General features: G+C 59.6%; 14 protein-coding genes and 1 pseudogene. 14 read left to right on the top strand and 1 reads right to left on the bottom strand.

Features of this window, described 5'->3' with window-relative positions; all coding sequences use genetic code 11:
- Positions 1–49 precede the first annotated feature (49 nt).
- The 6 genes and pseudogenes from ACQY1L_RS20795 (at position 50) to ACQY1L_RS20770 (ending at position 6,017) form a co-directional block, all read left to right on the top strand.
- Positions 50–1,543: a sugar ABC transporter ATP-binding protein gene (locus ACQY1L_RS20795; protein ID WP_430262039.1), complete on the top strand. Its 1,494-nt coding sequence runs from the start codon at positions 50–52 to the stop codon at positions 1,541–1,543.
- Positions 1,536–2,552, top strand: coding sequence for an ABC transporter permease (locus ACQY1L_RS20790; protein ID WP_430244157.1), 1,017 nt, complete (start codon positions 1,536–1,538; stop codon positions 2,550–2,552). The genes ACQY1L_RS20795 and ACQY1L_RS20790 overlap by 8 nt, the downstream gene beginning before the upstream one ends.
- Positions 2,549–3,544 (top strand): ABC transporter permease, encoded by a 996-nt coding sequence (locus ACQY1L_RS20785; RefSeq protein ID WP_430244155.1) that lies wholly within the window; start codon positions 2,549–2,551, stop codon positions 3,542–3,544. The genes ACQY1L_RS20790 and ACQY1L_RS20785 overlap by 4 nt, the downstream gene beginning before the upstream one ends.
- A gap of 1 nt (position 3,545) precedes the next feature.
- Positions 3,546–4,393 (top strand): annotated as a pseudogene (locus ACQY1L_RS20780) (sugar phosphate isomerase/epimerase family protein).
- Positions 4,394–4,426: 33 nt separating this feature from the next.
- Entirely contained in the window at positions 4,427–5,092 is a 666-nt protein-coding gene (locus ACQY1L_RS20775) for a nucleoside triphosphate hydrolase (protein WP_430244153.1), read from the top strand.
- 55 nt (positions 5,093–5,147) lie between these two features.
- Entirely contained in the window at positions 5,148–6,017 is an 870-nt protein-coding gene (locus ACQY1L_RS20770; protein WP_430244151.1) for a sugar phosphate isomerase/epimerase family protein, read from the top strand.
- Between the two features lie 95 nt (positions 6,018–6,112).
- Here ACQY1L_RS20770 and ACQY1L_RS20765 read toward each other — a convergent pair whose 3' ends face one another.
- Entirely contained in the window at positions 6,113–6,922 is an 810-nt protein-coding gene (locus ACQY1L_RS20765; protein WP_430244149.1) for an inositol monophosphatase family protein, read from the bottom strand.
- A gap of 316 nt (positions 6,923–7,238) precedes the next feature.
- Between ACQY1L_RS20765 and ACQY1L_RS20760 the strand changes: the two genes are divergently transcribed.
- From ACQY1L_RS20760 to ACQY1L_RS20725, 8 genes are all read left to right on the top strand, one after another.
- Positions 7,239–8,588 (top strand): extracellular solute-binding protein, encoded by a 1,350-nt coding sequence (locus tag ACQY1L_RS20760; RefSeq protein WP_430244147.1) that lies wholly within the window; start codon positions 7,239–7,241, stop codon positions 8,586–8,588.
- Positions 8,589–8,689: 101 nt separating this feature from the next.
- Entirely contained in the window at positions 8,690–9,241 is a 552-nt protein-coding gene (locus ACQY1L_RS20755) for an SIS domain-containing protein (protein ID WP_430244146.1), read from the top strand.
- 66 nt (positions 9,242–9,307) lie between these two features.
- Positions 9,308–10,222 carry a carbohydrate ABC transporter permease gene (locus ACQY1L_RS20750; RefSeq protein ID WP_430244144.1) on the top strand — a complete coding sequence of 305 codons (915 nt, stop codon included), beginning with the start codon at positions 9,308–9,310 and terminating at the stop codon, positions 10,220–10,222.
- A complete protein-coding gene (locus tag ACQY1L_RS20745; RefSeq protein WP_113469347.1) occupies positions 10,222–11,040 on the top strand; it encodes a carbohydrate ABC transporter permease in 819 nt (272 codons plus the stop codon). Before ACQY1L_RS20750 ends, ACQY1L_RS20745 begins: the two co-directional genes overlap by 1 nt.
- The gene (locus tag ACQY1L_RS20740; protein WP_092662636.1) at positions 11,037–11,942 is read left to right on the top strand and encodes a sugar phosphate isomerase/epimerase family protein; all 906 of its coding nucleotides are present in this window, start codon (positions 11,037–11,039) and stop codon (positions 11,940–11,942) included. Before ACQY1L_RS20745 ends, ACQY1L_RS20740 begins: the two co-directional genes overlap by 4 nt.
- Before the next feature lie 18 nt (positions 11,943–11,960).
- On the top strand, positions 11,961–12,959 hold the full coding sequence (locus ACQY1L_RS20735) for a sugar-binding transcriptional regulator (RefSeq protein WP_430244140.1): 999 nt from the start codon (positions 11,961–11,963) through the stop codon (positions 12,957–12,959).
- A gap of 56 nt (positions 12,960–13,015) precedes the next feature.
- A complete protein-coding gene (locus ACQY1L_RS20730; protein WP_430246004.1) occupies positions 13,016–14,098 on the top strand; it encodes an ABC transporter ATP-binding protein in 1,083 nt (360 codons plus the stop codon).
- 17 nt (positions 14,099–14,115) lie between these two features.
- Complete coding sequence (locus ACQY1L_RS20725) at positions 14,116–15,153, top strand: NAD(P)-dependent alcohol dehydrogenase (protein ID WP_430244138.1); 1,038 nt, start codon at positions 14,116–14,118, stop codon at positions 15,151–15,153.
- Positions 15,154–15,165 lie beyond the last annotated feature (12 nt).

The following is a 15,165-nucleotide window of genomic DNA, read 5'->3' as shown; positions in this document are numbered from 1 at the left end:
GTCAGTCGAATGGTCGCGCGGCAAGCGTGGGCAGACGGAGTACACGTTAATGACGGTCTCACACCCGCTTCTCTCCCTTAAAAACATCAAGGTTACGTTCGGCGGCGTCCGTGCCCTGAAAGGCGTATCCTTCGAGGTCAATCCGGGGGAAGTCCATTGCCTGGCGGGGGAAAACGGTTGCGGCAAGAGCACGCTCATCAAGGTCATCACTGGGGTTTATAAGCCGGAAGCTGGCGCAGAACTTCTATTTGACGGCAAACCGATCGCCGCGATGACACCGACGCTGGCCCAGTCGATCGGCATTCAGGTGATCTGGCAGGACCTTGCGCTTTTCGGCGAAATGTCCGTCGCTGAAAACATAGGCTTCCAGCTTGCGGTGAAGGGCAAATACGGCCTGATCGACAAGCGCGCCATCGAGGCTGCAGCGGAAAAGGCACTGGCCCGACTGGGTGTCAGCCTGGACGTTCACCAACCGCTCAAGGAATTGCCGATCGCCCAGCGTCAGATCGTGGCGATCGCCCGTGCGCTGGTCGGCGAAGCGCGTCTTGTCTTCATGGACGAGCCGACGGCGTCGCTGACGCAATCGGAAACCGACTATCTGATCGAGATTGTCCGCAATCTCTCGGCGTCCGGTGTCGCCGTGGTTTTCGTTTCTCATCGTTTGGGGGAAGTGCTTGAGATCTCCGACCGCATCACCGTACTGCGCGACGGGGCACTTGTTGGCGTCTATCCCGTCGAGGGCATGACCCAGTCACGTGTGACCGAACTGATGACCGGCCGCAATTTCGACAGTGCCGTCATCGCCTCCGATCATGACGATGCGCCGGTCGTTCTCTCGGTCAGAAACCTGACGCGCAACGACGAATTCAGCAATGTTTCGTTCGATCTCAGGCGCGGCGAAACATTGGGTATCACCGGCCTTCTCGGTGCCGGACGCACGGAACTGGCGCTCACTCTGTTTGGAATGCGCCAGCCGCATTCCGGCGAGATCCTGCTGGAGGGAGAGAAGGTCAGCTTTGGGTCAAACAGGGACGCGATCCGCGCAGGTGTTGCCTATCTTTCCGAGGATCGCTTGTCGCTCGGTCTCAACCAGCCGCAGTCCATCGCCGACAATCTCGTGATGGCCTCGCTGAACCGCATTTTGTCGGGGGGACTCATCTCGTCGACCCGCAAGTCTCATGTCGTTTCGCACTGGATTTCGGAACTCGGCGTCAAGATCGGTACGCCGGATGATCCGATCCGCACCCTTTCCGGCGGCAACCAGCAACGCGTGGCGATTGCCAAATGGCTGGCGATAGGCCCCAAGATTCTGATCCTCGATGCACCGACCGTTGGCGTCGATGTCGGGGCGAGGGCCGGCATATTCGATATCGTCCGAAAGCTGGCGACCGAAGGCCTTGCGATCATCCTCATCTCCGACGAGCCGCCGGAAGTCTATTTCAACGCCGACCGCGTCATCCACATGGTGGAGGGTCGTTTCCAGGCTGTCTACGACCCGCGCCAAACGTCGCTTACAGAATTGGAGTCCACCGTCTATGCGTAGGCTCGTCTTAGGTCATTCGACCGAAACCACCCTCATTGCCGTTATGGTTCTTCTCTGCATCGGCCTGTCTTTCGGGACAGACCGCTTCCTGACCGTCGCCAACGCCTTCGACGTGTTGAACATTTCCGCCGTCAACATCATCTTCGCGGTCGGGCTTCTGGTCGTGTTGATTTCCGGCGGCATCGACATTTCCTTCGCCGTCGCCGCTTCAGTCGCGCAGTATGTGACGGTGCTGGCGCTTGGCGCTTTGGGCGGCGGCAATTGGGCCGAAGGATTTCTGATTGCAGGCGTCGTTGGCACCGGCCTTGGGCTGATCAACGCCTTTCTGATCTACCGGCTGCAGATCATTTCGATCGTCGCGACCATATCGACCTTCAACATCTTCTTCGGCCTGTTGATGTTCTTCACCAAGGGGGTGTCGATCTACAACTTGCCGGACTGGCTTTCCAACCGTGTCGTCTTCTACGAACACGAGATGGCGGACGGGTCATGGGTTGAACTTACCCTGCCGGTCGTGGTGATGATCCTTTGCTGCGTCGCCACCTCGTTCATGATCTCGCGCACGACGACCGGCCGCAAGCTCTACGCTTTCGGCGACAACCCGGAAGGTGCGCGCCGTTTCGGCATCAATATCGGTGCCATGCACTACATTTCCTTCGGCTGGCTAGGCCTCATGGCCGGTATCGCCGGGCTCATGCAGGCGCATTACGCGCAGGAGGTAGTGCCGAACGCGCTTTATGGCCGAGAGCTTGATGTGCTGGCTGCGACAGTGCTTGGCGGCGCGCGCCTCGGTGGCGGCAAGGGGTCGGTGCTTGGCTGCGTGCTGGGCGTCCTCCTGGTTTCCATCACCCAGAACGGGCTCAATCTGATGGGTGTTTCCCCCTTTGCCTTCAAGATGATTGTCGGGGCCATCATTCTCGCCGCCATCACGCTTTCGTCCGCCCGGCTCGACAAGCTTTTGCCTGAGGCCCTAAAGAGTTCCTCCCGAAAAGGAAGCCAGCGCTCATGAAGACCTTTGTGCAGAAGTTCAACGCGACCTTCGGTGCGGACATGGGCGGTCCGGTCATTGCCTTCGTGGCCGTCATGCTGATCTTTGGTCTTGCGGCGGATAATTTCCTGTCGCTTGCCACGTTCGGCTCGGTTGCCTTCCAGCTTCCGGAACTCGGCCTGCTGACGCTGGCCATGTTGCTGCCGCTTCTGACCGGCGGCATCAATCTCTCGATCACCTTTACGGCCAATCTTGCAGGCCTTGCGGCCGCCTGGGTGCTGCAGGCGCATGGTGGGGCGGATGCTTCGGTCAGCGTCTTCTTGCTGGCCTGCCTTGCCGCACTTGCGACCGGTGCCGCAGCCGGCGCCTTGACGGGCGTTGCCATCGCCTATACCCGCGCGCACCCCATCCTAGTCACACTTTCGATGATGATCTTCCTGCGAGGGCTTGGAGAGTTTCTCACGCGCGGCGGCGATGTTTCGGGCTTTCCGGCCTATGTGGCGCCGCTTGGCCATGGATCGCTTCTCGGCCTTCCTATCCCGCTCCTGATCTTCATTGTCTGCGTTGCCGTGTGGCATGTGTTGCTAAGACGCAGCAAGCTCGGCTTCGGGCTGTTGATGATTGGCTCCAACATGGAAGCGGCCAACTATTCCGGTCTCAACACGCGCAAGATCGTCGTGCTCGTCTACACGCTCTCAGGGATCATGTGCGCGGTCGCCGGCATCATCATGCTCGCCCGGTTCAATTCGGTGCGCGTCGGCCATGGTGAATCCTATCTTCTGATCACTGTGCTTGCGGCATTCCTGGGTGGCGTCAATCCGTTCGGTGGGTTTGGTCGTGTGCTGCCGGTCTTCGTTGCATTGGTCGTCCTGCAACTCCTGTCGTCCGGCCTCAACCTAATGGGCGCGAACCAGCATCTGGCGACAGCGCTCTGGGGCGTGTTGATGATCGTGGTGATGGCGGCACGAACGCTTGCTTCGAACTATCGCTTTTTCAAGAGAAAGAAGGCCTGACGTGCAGGGACTCGGCATACATGCAATGATGTGGACCACGCTGTGGGACCACGCAGGGGCAGAGCGCGCCATCGAAGGTGCAGCCCGGTACAAACAGGATTTCATCGAAATTCCTTTGATCGATATTCCGTCCGTCGACGCGAAACACAGCCGCGGGCTTCTGGAAAAGCACGGTCTTCGGGCTGCCTGTTCGCTGGTGATGCCTGAGCCTGCATGGCCGTCGCGGCGCCCGGATGCGGCCGTCGAACACCTCAAGGCTGCGCTGGACACGGCCGCCGAGATGGGCGCCGAGGCGTTGACCGGAGTGACTTATGGCGGGACCAATGAGCGCACCGGCTTTCCCCCCACCGAAGCGGAATACGATAATCTGACCCTGGCTCTTGGCGCCGCAGCAAGACACGCCAAAAGCCTTGGGCTTCAGTTCGGCATCGAAGCCGTCAATCGCTATGAGAACCATCTCGTCAATTCCGCAGCCCAGGCCGTTGCACTGGTCGAACGCATCGGCCTCGACAATGTCTTCGTCCATCTCGACACCTTCCATATGAATATGGAGGAAAAGGGTGTGGCAAACGGCATCATCGCGGCTCGCGACCACCTCAAGTACATGCACATGTCGGAGAGCGACCGCGGCACGCCGGGCTACGGAAACGTGCCGTGGGATGCGCTCTTTTCGGCACTCGCCGCCATCGGCTTCAAGGGTGTGCTGACGCTCGAAAGTTTTGCCGGAATGCCGGTTGAGATGGCGGGCGCCATCTCGACATGGCGTCCCGTTGCCCGCGATGCTGACGAGGTCTTCGAAAACGGCGTCTCATTCCTGCGCAACAAGGCGTTCAGTACGGGCTGGCGTGAGCTGGGTTCGCACAGACAGGGTGGAGGCATCAAATGGCTAATACGGTATCATCGGGGATCGTGGCGACGGCAAGGACCATCGCCACGGCGTCTGCCGAGCGCTTCAATGCGCGGGGGCGACGGCGAATTCTGGTCGCCATTGCCGGCGCACCGGGCTCCGGTAAATCGACGCTGGCGGAACAGGTTGTTGATCTGCTGGCATCACAACACGGTCTTGAAGCCGCGCTTTTTCCCATGGACGGCTATCACTATGATGATGCCGTGCTGAACGAGATGGGTCGGCGTGCCTTCAAGGGCGCCATCGATACCTTTGATGCGCACGGTCTGCGGCACATGCTGCAACGGTTGAAGGCGAATCAAGACGATGTCATCGCGGTTCCCGTCTTCGACCGGTCGATCGAGATTGCCCGCGCTGGCGGTCGGCTCATTCCGCAGTCGACGGAAATCATCGTTTGCGAAGGCAATTACCTGCTGGCGCAGCAGGAACCTTGGAACCGGCTGAAAGCCATCTTCGATCTCACCGTATTCGTAGACGTGCCCTTGGAGGACCTGCGGCAACGTCTTCAGAACCGGTGGCGCGGCTTCGGCCTTTCTCCTGAGGAGATCAACAAGAAGGTTGAAGAAAACGACCTGCCGAACGGCATCTTCATCGCAGCCAACAGCGCCGAGCCAGATCTGCGTGTGGGCAATAGCGGGTAACCCGATCTGCACATCAGCAAGCCACTTAAGATTTCAATTCCAAAGGGAGACATTCATGAAACACGGCATCTACTATTCCTATTGGGAGCACGAGTGGAGCGCGAAATTCGGCCCCTATATCGAGAAGGTCGCCAAGCTCGGCTTCGACGTGATCGAGGTGGCTGCGCACCATATCAATGACTATGACGACGCCGAACTTGCCGCCATCAAGCAGAGTGCCATCGACAATAATATCATTCTGACTGCCGGCATTGGCCCGTCGAAGAGCAAGTATCTTGCCTCGCCCGACGGGGAGGTGCGTGCGGCCGGCAAGGCCTTTTTTGAAAAGACGCTGAGCAACGTTGCCAAGCTCGATATCAAGACGATCGGCGGGGCATTGCATTCCTACTGGCCTGTCGATTATTCGCAGCCGGTGGATAAGGAAGGCGACTGGGCGCGCGGTGTTGAAGGCATTCATGGCATAGCCGACTTCGCCAACAATCTTGGCATCAACCTGTGCATCGAGGTGCTGAACCGCTTCGAGAACCACGTTCTGAACACCGCGGCCGAAGGCGTCGCCTTCGTCAAGGAGGTCGGCAAACCGAACGTCAAGGTGATGCTCGACACCTTCCATATGAATATCGAGGAAGACAGCTTCGGAGATGCGATCCGCACCGCCGGATCGCTTCTGGGCCACTTTCATACCGGCGAAAGCAATCGCCGTGTCCCAGGCAAAGGCCGGATGCCCTGGCACGAGATCGGTGCCGCCCTCCGCGAGATCAACTACAGCGGCGTGGTCGTCATGGAACCCTTCGTCAAGACCGGTGGAACCATCGGCTCGGACATTCGCGTCTGGCGTGACCTGACCGATGGTGCAAACGAAGCCAAGATGGATGAGGATGCCCGTAATTCGCTGGCGTTTTCAAGGTTTGTCCTCGGCGGCTGACCCGTCGCCCTGAGATATCTCCAAGCGAGGTTGGTTCTTCGGTCAAGAAGAGCGAACCTCGCGCAGGGGCGGTAAGCCATTTTCAAGCCGATCCCTCACATGCCCTCATCGCGCATTGCACTGATGCGCTTGAGATTGTCGAGGACATTGCGGTTTCCCGCCCATATCTCTCCCGGTTCTGACAGGCTGCCGGCGAATTCCGCCAGGCCGCCAGCCTCGCGGATGAGCACGATACCGGCCATGCAGTCCCAGCAGAACAGGGTCGGGTCGTAATAGCCGGCAAGCCGGTTGGCTGCGACATAGGCGAGCATCAAGGCACCCGAACCAACGCGGAAGAGGACACCCCCTTCCTGGTATAGGCGCGTGACGAAGGCACCGACCTTGAGGGGATCAGCTCTTTCAGTGCCGCCGAAGCCGACTGTCGTGGAGCGAATGGTCCATTCCTCGTTGATCTCGAGACGCCTGCCGTTCAGGGTCGCACCGCAGCCCAGACTGCCGACATAGACTTCGTCCAGGATGGGGGCCACGACGACGCCCACCACGGGTTCGCCTTGATGGAGCACTGCGACCGAAACGGTCCAGTTTGGCTGCCCCACCAGAAAGGCCATGGTTCCGTCGATGGGATCGATGACCCAGTCGAAGCCGGAACTGCCGGTCGTTGATCCCGCTTCCTCTCCGACGATGCCATCCTCCGGAAAGGCCTGCCGGATCATCTGACGCAGATAGGTTTCCGTCGCCTCGTCGGCGGCGCTCACAATATCCTGCGAGAATGCCTTCTCAATCCATCCGAGCTTTTCCGGTGTCGCCAGGAACGAACGGGCCTTGTCTCCCGCTCTCCGCGCAACGTCTTCGGCGAGCTTGCAGCGAATGGCAATATCATTGGGATTGGGGTGATGATGAACCAACGGCTGCCTCCCGTTTCCTGTGTCTCCTGGCATCCTAATTCGCTCAACGATGCTATTGCAAATATAAAAATACAGATGTATCAATAATCCACCCCGCCGAGAGGGTCGGCGAGCTTAAGTCACTGATATCGATTGCCAAACGCGCTGTATTCGCGAATGGCGAAGCCATGTCTTTTACTGGACTCGAAGGGGTAAATGCCGGTTCTTGGGAGGCCCGGATGGAGGTGGTGCCGCGACTGGGACCTTCTCGGACCCCCTGCGTCTGAAGATCGAACGAGGCTGCCGGGGAGGCGGCTTTCACCGTAGGAGGAGTGCAATGAAACGTCTGTTGAGAATCTGCGCCAGCGTACTGGCTCTTGCGACTGCCAGCGCCGTGATGCCGCATGCGGCGCATGCCGATTGGCTGGAAGATGCCGCCAAGCCGCTGAAGGGTACGGAAATCAGCGGCATCTTTCTGGATCGCCCTGGCTATCGCGCCATCATCAAGCTTCTGCCGGAGTTCGAAAAGAAGACCGGCATCAAGGTCAACTATGAGATCGTTCCCTACGAGAACACCCGCGAGAAGGAAGTCCTGAACTTCACGTCGCAGGGTGACATCACCATGGCACTCGTCGATCTGGTCTGGATCGGTGAGTTTGCGGAAAACGGCTGGATCGAGCCGATTGATAAATTCGCCGAGGACAAGTCGATCACCGACCCCAACCTGAAGCTGGATGGCTTCTTCCCGCTTCTGCTCGACGCCTTTGGCTCCTGGGGTGGCAAGACCTATGGCCTGCCCTTCGACAACTATTCCGGCCTCCTGTTCTACAACTCCTGCAAGCTGAAGGAAGCCGGCTTCGACAAGCCCCCGGCAACCTGGGACGAGGTGATGAACGTCTATGGGCCGAAGCTGACGGATGCATCGAAGAACCAGTATGCCTTCGCGCTTCAGTCGCTGCGCGGTGAAACGCAGTCGGCCGACAGCTTCATGCGCTTCCTGTGGCCCTTCGGAGGCTCGCTGCTCGACATGCAGTTCAAGTCCAATCTGATGAGCAAGGAAAGCCAGGCCGGCCTCAACTTCCGTCAGGCCCTGATGAAGTACATGCCGCCCGGCATCGTCAGCTTCGACCATGCAGAAGCGGTCAATGCGCTGGCACAGGGCCAGGTCGCGATGATCACCGAATGGTCGGCATTCTATGGGACGCTGGTCGATCCGGCCACGTCAAAGCTTGGCGACTGCCTTGCTGTTGCTCCGGAACCGGCTGGCCCGGCAGGGCGACTGCCGGCGCTTGGCGGTTTCTCGCTGGCGGTGGCTGCACAAGCCACCGAGGAGCAGAAAAAGGCCACCTGGCTCTTCATCCAGTGGGCAACCTCAGAAGATATTGCCAAGTCCTACGTGGAAGCGGGCGGCGTCTCGGGCCGCATGTCGATCTACAATGACCCGGCGATCAAGGCGAAGTACAAGTTCGTCGAGCCGATGGTGGCCTCCTGGCAGAAGGGCGTGCCGGAATTCCGCCCGCGCTTCCCCGCATGGCCGGCCATTTCCGAAGTCGTTGCCGAATGGGGCTCCAAGGTCATGCTGGGTGAGGTCTCCGTCGAGGCTGGCTCCAAGGAGATCGGCACCCGCATGGAAGATATCCTGAAGAAGGACGGCTACTACGACGGCAAGAAGAAGCTGTTGCAGTAAACCTCTGACACTCTCCAGCACCTGCCAGGGTGTTTGCTGGTGGATGGTGGCGCGCGGTCGCCATCATCCACGTCCCTTTCTGGATCCTGCGGAACAGAACCATGCTTCATCTCTATGAAAAGGCGCTGGCGGAACTTGGCCATTGTCTCGCCGGTATCGATCATACGTCATTCGAGGCGGCTACCGCCGCCATCGCTACGGCCAACCGCATCGCGCTCTACGGTGTGGGCCGCGAGGGATTACAGATCAAGGGGCTGGCGATGCGCCTCTTCCATCTGGGCCTGAAATCCGCCGTGGTGGGGGATATGACCACTCCACCGGTCGAAAACGGCGATCTCCTCATCGTCTCGGCAGGCCCCGGCGATTTCTCAACCGTGTCGGCGCTGATTGGCATTGCAAAGGCGGCTGGTGCCCGGGTTCTGGTGGTGACAGCCCAGCCTTTGGGAGCAGCTGCTGCGAAAGCGGATGTGGTGTTGCATGTTCCGGCACAGACCATGGCGAATGATCAAGGTGGGGGCACATCGGTGCTGCCCATGGGGTCGCTCTACGAAGGCGCTCTTTATGTTGCGTTCGAGCTGCTCGTGCTTGCCGTGCGTGACAAGCTCGGCGTGACGCCGGCTGCGATGCGCGCCAACCATACCAATCTGGAATGAGGGAATTTGCGCAGCACCCCAAGGGCCGCCGCTACCCCTTCCATCCGGCATGAACAGGATAAGTCGATGACGAGGATGACGCCTCAACCCAAGATCAGACCCAATCGCGGTTACGGCCGCTGGACACCGTTCTGGTTTCTGGCACCGGCTGTCTTCACGCTGTTTATCATCGGCATTTATCCCACGATCTTTGCGGTGGTGACATCGTTCAGACGCTACAACATCGCGCGTCCGCGGGATGGTTTTCCGTTTATCGGGCTGGAAAATTACATATCCGTGCTGACCGATGGCACCTTCTGGGCGTCGCTGTTTCTGACGGCTAAGTTCTACATCACGGTTCTGCCTGTCGAGATTGCGCTCGGCCTGATGATCGCGCTTCTTCTGCACAAGACGGGCATGGGTTTCCTGAAATCGCTGGCGCGCGTCACTCTGGTGGTGCCGCTCGCCACCACTTATGCCGTGGTCGGCCTCATCGGGCGGCTCATTTTCAATCGTGATTTTGGGGTGGCAAACTGGTTCCTCGATGCGCTCGGTATCGGCGGGCTGGATTGGCTGGGCTCGCAGGCGGGTGCCTTTGCGGCCATCGTCATCATGGATATCTGGCAATGGACGCCCTTCTGCGCCCTCATCTTTCTGGCTGGTCTCTCCATGGTGCCGGGTGAAATCGAGGAAGCGGCGCGGCTGGAAACCTCCTCCAAATGGGCGCTCTTGAAGCATGTGCAGCTTCCCTATCTCATGCCAGGTTTGACGGCGCTTCTGATCCTGCGCTCAGCCGATGTGCTGAAACTTTTCGATATGGTGTTCGTCATGACGCGCGGCGGGCCGGGCTCCGCCACAGACCTCGTTTCCATCTACATCCAGCGTGTCGGATTCCGCATCTTCGATCTCGGCACGGCATCGGCACAGGCCATCCTGCTGCTGGTGATCACCATCCTGCTCAGCCGACTTTACATCCGCGTTCTCTACAAGGAGGTGAACTGATGCGTCTTTCGTCCGGTACCATCCTGCATGCCCTTGGCCTGACCGCCGTCATCCTGTTCACACTGTTTCCTTTCTACTGGATGGTTTCGGCGAGCTTCAAGACGCAGGCCGATATCCTGGCTTCGCCGCCGGTCTGGATGTTTGCCCCGACGCTCGATAACTACCGAGAAATCTTCGCGGATTCGAAGGTGATTGGAGCTGTCGGCAATTCGCTGATCATAGCCACGGCGACAACGGCACTTGCCGTTCTTCTGGGCGCACCCGCCGCCTTCGCCCTTGCCCGCTACGAGTTTCGCGGCAAGTCCGACCTCTGGTTCTGGTTCATTTCCAACCGCATGACGAGCCCGATCGTTCTGGCGCTCCCGGTCTATATTCTGGCACTTCAGTTGAGGATGCTCGATACGCATCTCGTGCTGATCCTGATCTATCTCACATTCAACCTGCCGATCGTGGTGTGGATCTGCACGGACCAGTTCAAGTCCATCCCGCCTGATCTTGAACAGGCGGCGCGTCTGGACGGTGCCGATCAGTTCACCATTTTCCGCAAGATCTACCTGCCGCTCGGCGCGCCGGGCATTGCGGTCTCGGCCATCTTCTCCTTCATCTTCTCCTGGAACGAATTGCTCTACGCCCTCGTGCTGACCCGCCGTGATGTGCAGACCGCCCCGGTCGTCGCGACCAGTTTCATGTCCGGCTATGAACTGCCCTGGGGCAAGATCATGGCGACCGGGACCGTCATCGTTCTTCCTGTCACCATTTTCGCGCTGATCGTATCGCGCCACATGGTGCGCGGCCTTACAATGGGAGCGACGAAATGAATGCGGCGAACCCTTTGGGCATCAACCTCTCCTTCTGCGTCAAGCGTTGGATCACGCCTGAGCTCTGGGCGCCCGTGGTGCGGGATCAACTGGGCCTGGACCTCATCCAGTTCTCCTTCGATCTGGTCGATCCGATGTGGCCAGCGCCTGTGCTTTCCCGCCAAGCGAAAGATGTGAGAAAGGCGGCAGACGATCACGGCATCTTCATTCACAGCGCCTTCATCGGGCTTGCGCATTACACCTTCAATCAGTTGCTGCACCCGGATGAGGACGTGCGCGCTTTCGCCGAGGCATGGCTTGAACGCGCCTATGGTTTCGCCGCCGAGGCCGGCATTCCGGGCGTCGGCGGTCCGCTGGGCGCTATTGCCTCCCGCACAGATGGAAGCGAGGCGCAAGCCATCGATGAACGCGATTATACAGGCCTGATTGAGCGGATGCTGCGCCTGGGCGACAAGGCAAAGGCGGCCGGTCTTTCCGAGCTTTACGTCGAGCCGACGCCGATGCGCCGCGAATGGCCGTGGACCGTCGACCAGGCGCGCCAGATGATGACCGATGTGGCCGGATCCGCGACACCCTGGAGCCTCTGCGTTGATTGGGGTCACGGCACCTTCCAGCCGCTTTATGGCGAGCGGGCAGATACAATGGAGCCATGGTTCGCCCAATTGAACGATGTCATCGGCGCTGTGCACATCCAGCAGACGGATTTCCAGTTCGACCGACACTGGGATTTCACGGAACAAGGTCGAGTCGATCCCACTGAGGCCAAAGCGTTGCTTGCCCGCACGGGACTTGCGCAATCTCCGGTATTCCTCGAAGTGTTCTACCCATTCGAACGAGATAGCAAATCCATACTGGATGCATTGAAGGCATCGGCCGCGTCGCTCAAGCAGGCCTTTGCCTGAATTAGGAGACGACGAACCATGCCGCCCAAGGGAACCGAGACGCCGACGACAACGATGGAAGACATGGACGCGCAGCAGATCCGTGCGCGTGTCGCCTGGCTCTATTTCATCGGCGGCCTGACCCAGCAGGAGATCGCTGATCAACTCGGGCTTACCCGTCTTCGGGTGAACAAGACGCTTGGACAATTGCGCACGGACGGATCGGTCGTGGTGGACATCCGACTGCCGATGGCCAATTGCATCGAGCTTGAGAACAAGGTGAAGGAGCGATACGGGCTGGATGAGGTCTGCGTCATCCCGACTTTGCCCGACGATCAGGAAAACCAGCGGGCCGTCGGCGATGCCGCGGGCGGCCTTCTCGACAAGCTGTTGGAAGATGGCATGGGGCTTGGCGTCGGTTGGGGAAAAACCCTGACGGCAGGTCTCAAACGGCTGACGCCACGTCCTCTTCCCGATAGCTGGGTCACGTCCGTCATGGGCGGTCTGACGCGCGGTTCCGGCTCCAGCACTTTCGAGGTTGCGACAGGCTATGCGCGGGCGATTTCCGCCGAATGCTGGTATCTCACGGCGCCTCTCTATTTCCCTTCGGTGGAGAGCCGGGAGGCGCTGCTTGCCCATCACGGCATTCGCGAAACCATGCGTCGCGCGCGATCCGTCGATGTGGCGCTGGTTTCCTGCGGCGACATGACCACACGTTCGATCCTCGTGCAGACGCCGACCGTTTCCGAAAATCTGGAGAGCCTTCTTGCAGCCGGCGCCGTGGGCGACCTGCTCGGCGTGTTTCTGGACGCCGATGGCAAGCCTGTCGATCATCCGTTGCACGAGCGGGTGCTCTCGCTGACACCGGAGCAGTTGAAGTCGGTCAAGCATTCCATCCTGGCCTCGGGCGGCTGGTACAAGGTCGATATCATTCGCGCCATCCTGCGCGGTGGCTATGTCAAGCGTCTTGTGACCGATGAGAACTGTGCGACCGGCCTGCTGCAGACCGAAATCCAGAGACACACCAAAGGCAAATAGAGAAGGCGCTGCTGGAGGATATTCCCCGGTATCGCGGAATTGGGAGTAACGTGAACATGACTTTCCTGCAGTTGGACAACATCAAGAAGACGTTTGGGGAACTCAGGGTCATCAAGGGTGTCAACATTACCGCCTCCAAGGGGGAGTTCGTGGTTTTCGTGGGCCCCTCCGGCTGCGGCAAGTCCACGCTGCTGAGGATGATCGCCGGTCTTGAGGACGTATCGTCAGGAACGCTCGCCATCGACGGCAAGGACGTGACCTATGAGGAGCCGGCGAAGCGCGAAGTGTCGATGGTCTTCCAGTCCTATGCGCTTTATCCACATATGAGTGTGTTCGAGAACATGGCCTTCGGCCTGCGCATGGCGAAACTGCCGGAAGACGAGATCAAGCGTCGCGTCGCGGAAGCAGCCCGCATCCTGCAGATCGAGCCCCTCTTGGAGCGCAAGCCGCGCGCGCTTTCCGGCGGTCAGCGCCAGCGCGTTGCAATCGGTCGATCGATCGTTCGCAACCCGAAGATCTTCCTGTTCGATGAGCCGCTCTCAAACCTCGATGCGGAACTGCGCAGCCAGATGCGCGTGGAAATCGCCAAGCTGCACCGCAATCTCGGTGCAACCATGGTCTATGTCACCCATGATCAAGTTGAGGCCATGACGCTGGCGGACCGCATCGTCGTCCTCCGCGCCGGTCTCGTAGAGCAGATCGGTTCGCCGACCGAGCTTTACGATCATCCGGCGAACACGTTCGTGGCTGGCTTTATCGGTTCGCCGAAGATGAACTTTCTCAAAGCCAAGGTGACGGGTGCCGATAGCGCCACCCTGCAGCTTTCGCATCCGGCCTTTGCGGCTGGAACCCTGTCTTTCACGCATCTCTCCGCAGGTAAGGCGAAGGTTGGCGACACACTGACGGTCGGCCTTAGACCCGAACATCTGGATGTCGCAGCTGCCACGCCACTCCTCAATCTGACCGCCGACTTTGCGGAAAATCTGGGTGGCTCAACGCAGATCTACGCACGAACCGGCGAGGAAACCATCATCATCCTTGCCAATGGGCGGCCGGATCTGACCCCTGGTGCTCAGATCACCGCTGGCATCGATCCGCGCCACATCTATCTCTTTACGCTCGATGGCCTGGCACTCTGACCTGAGGATGTGACCACATGAAAGCTCTGGTACTGGAACGCAAAGGCGAGCTGGCGATCCGCGATATCGATCTGCCGCGCGAAGTCGGTCCCGGCGACGTCAAGGTCGCTATTCACACCGTCGGGGTCTGCGGCAGCGACGTCCACTATCACACCCATGGCGCAATCGGCTCCTTCATCGTCAAAGAGCCGATGGTGCTGGGTCATGAAGCGGCAGGCACCGTGATCGAGGTCGGATCGCAGGTGAAGACGCTGCAGGTCGGCGACCGGGTTTGCATGGAGCCGGGCATTCCGAACATGGAATCGCGGGCCTCCAAGCTCGGCATCTATAATGTCGATCCGGATGTCCGCTTCTGGGCGACGCCGCCTATTCATGGTGTACTGACGGCGGAGGTGGTGCATCCGGCCGCCTTTACCTACAAGCTGCCCGACACTGTATCCTTTGCCGAAGGCGCGATGATCGAACCCTTTGCGGTCGGCATGCAGGCAGCCACCCGTGCACGGATCGCGCCCGGCGATGTCGCTGTCGTCATAGGCTGCGGCCCGATCGGCATCATGACGGCGATTGCCGCACTCGCCGGTGGCTGCTCACGCGTCATCATCTCGGATCTCAGCGCGCCAAAGCTTGCTATCGCCGGGCAATACGCGGGTGTCACGCCCGTCAACATCAAGGAGACGTCGCTGCAGGATGCCGTGATGAATGCAACCGATCGCTGGGGCGCGGATGTGATTTTCGAGGCGAGCGGCAGTCCGAGAGCTTACGAGGGTATCTTCAATCTCATGCGTCCGGGTGGCACGCTGGTGCTGGTGGGCCTCCCGGTCGAACCGGTCAACTTCGATGTGCCTGCTTCGATCTTCAAGGAAGCACGCATCGAAACCGTGTTTCGTTACGCCAACAATTTCGATCGCGCGGTCAACCTGATCGCATCTGGCAAGGTGGACCTGAAGCCGCTCATCACGGAGACCTATGCGTTTTCCGATAGCATCGCTGCCTTTGAACGTGCGGCGAAAGGGTTGGCGGAAGATGTGAAGCTGCAGATCCGGCTTGCCGATTAACCGAGCCGCAAC

Source organism: Neorhizobium sp. DAR64862/K0K3, from assembly GCF_050500185.1.
Lineage (GTDB): Bacteria > Pseudomonadota > Alphaproteobacteria > Rhizobiales > Rhizobiaceae > Neorhizobium > Neorhizobium soli.
The sequence above is the reverse complement of the archived record's forward strand: the minus strand, read 5'-3'. Positions and strand labels throughout refer to the sequence as shown.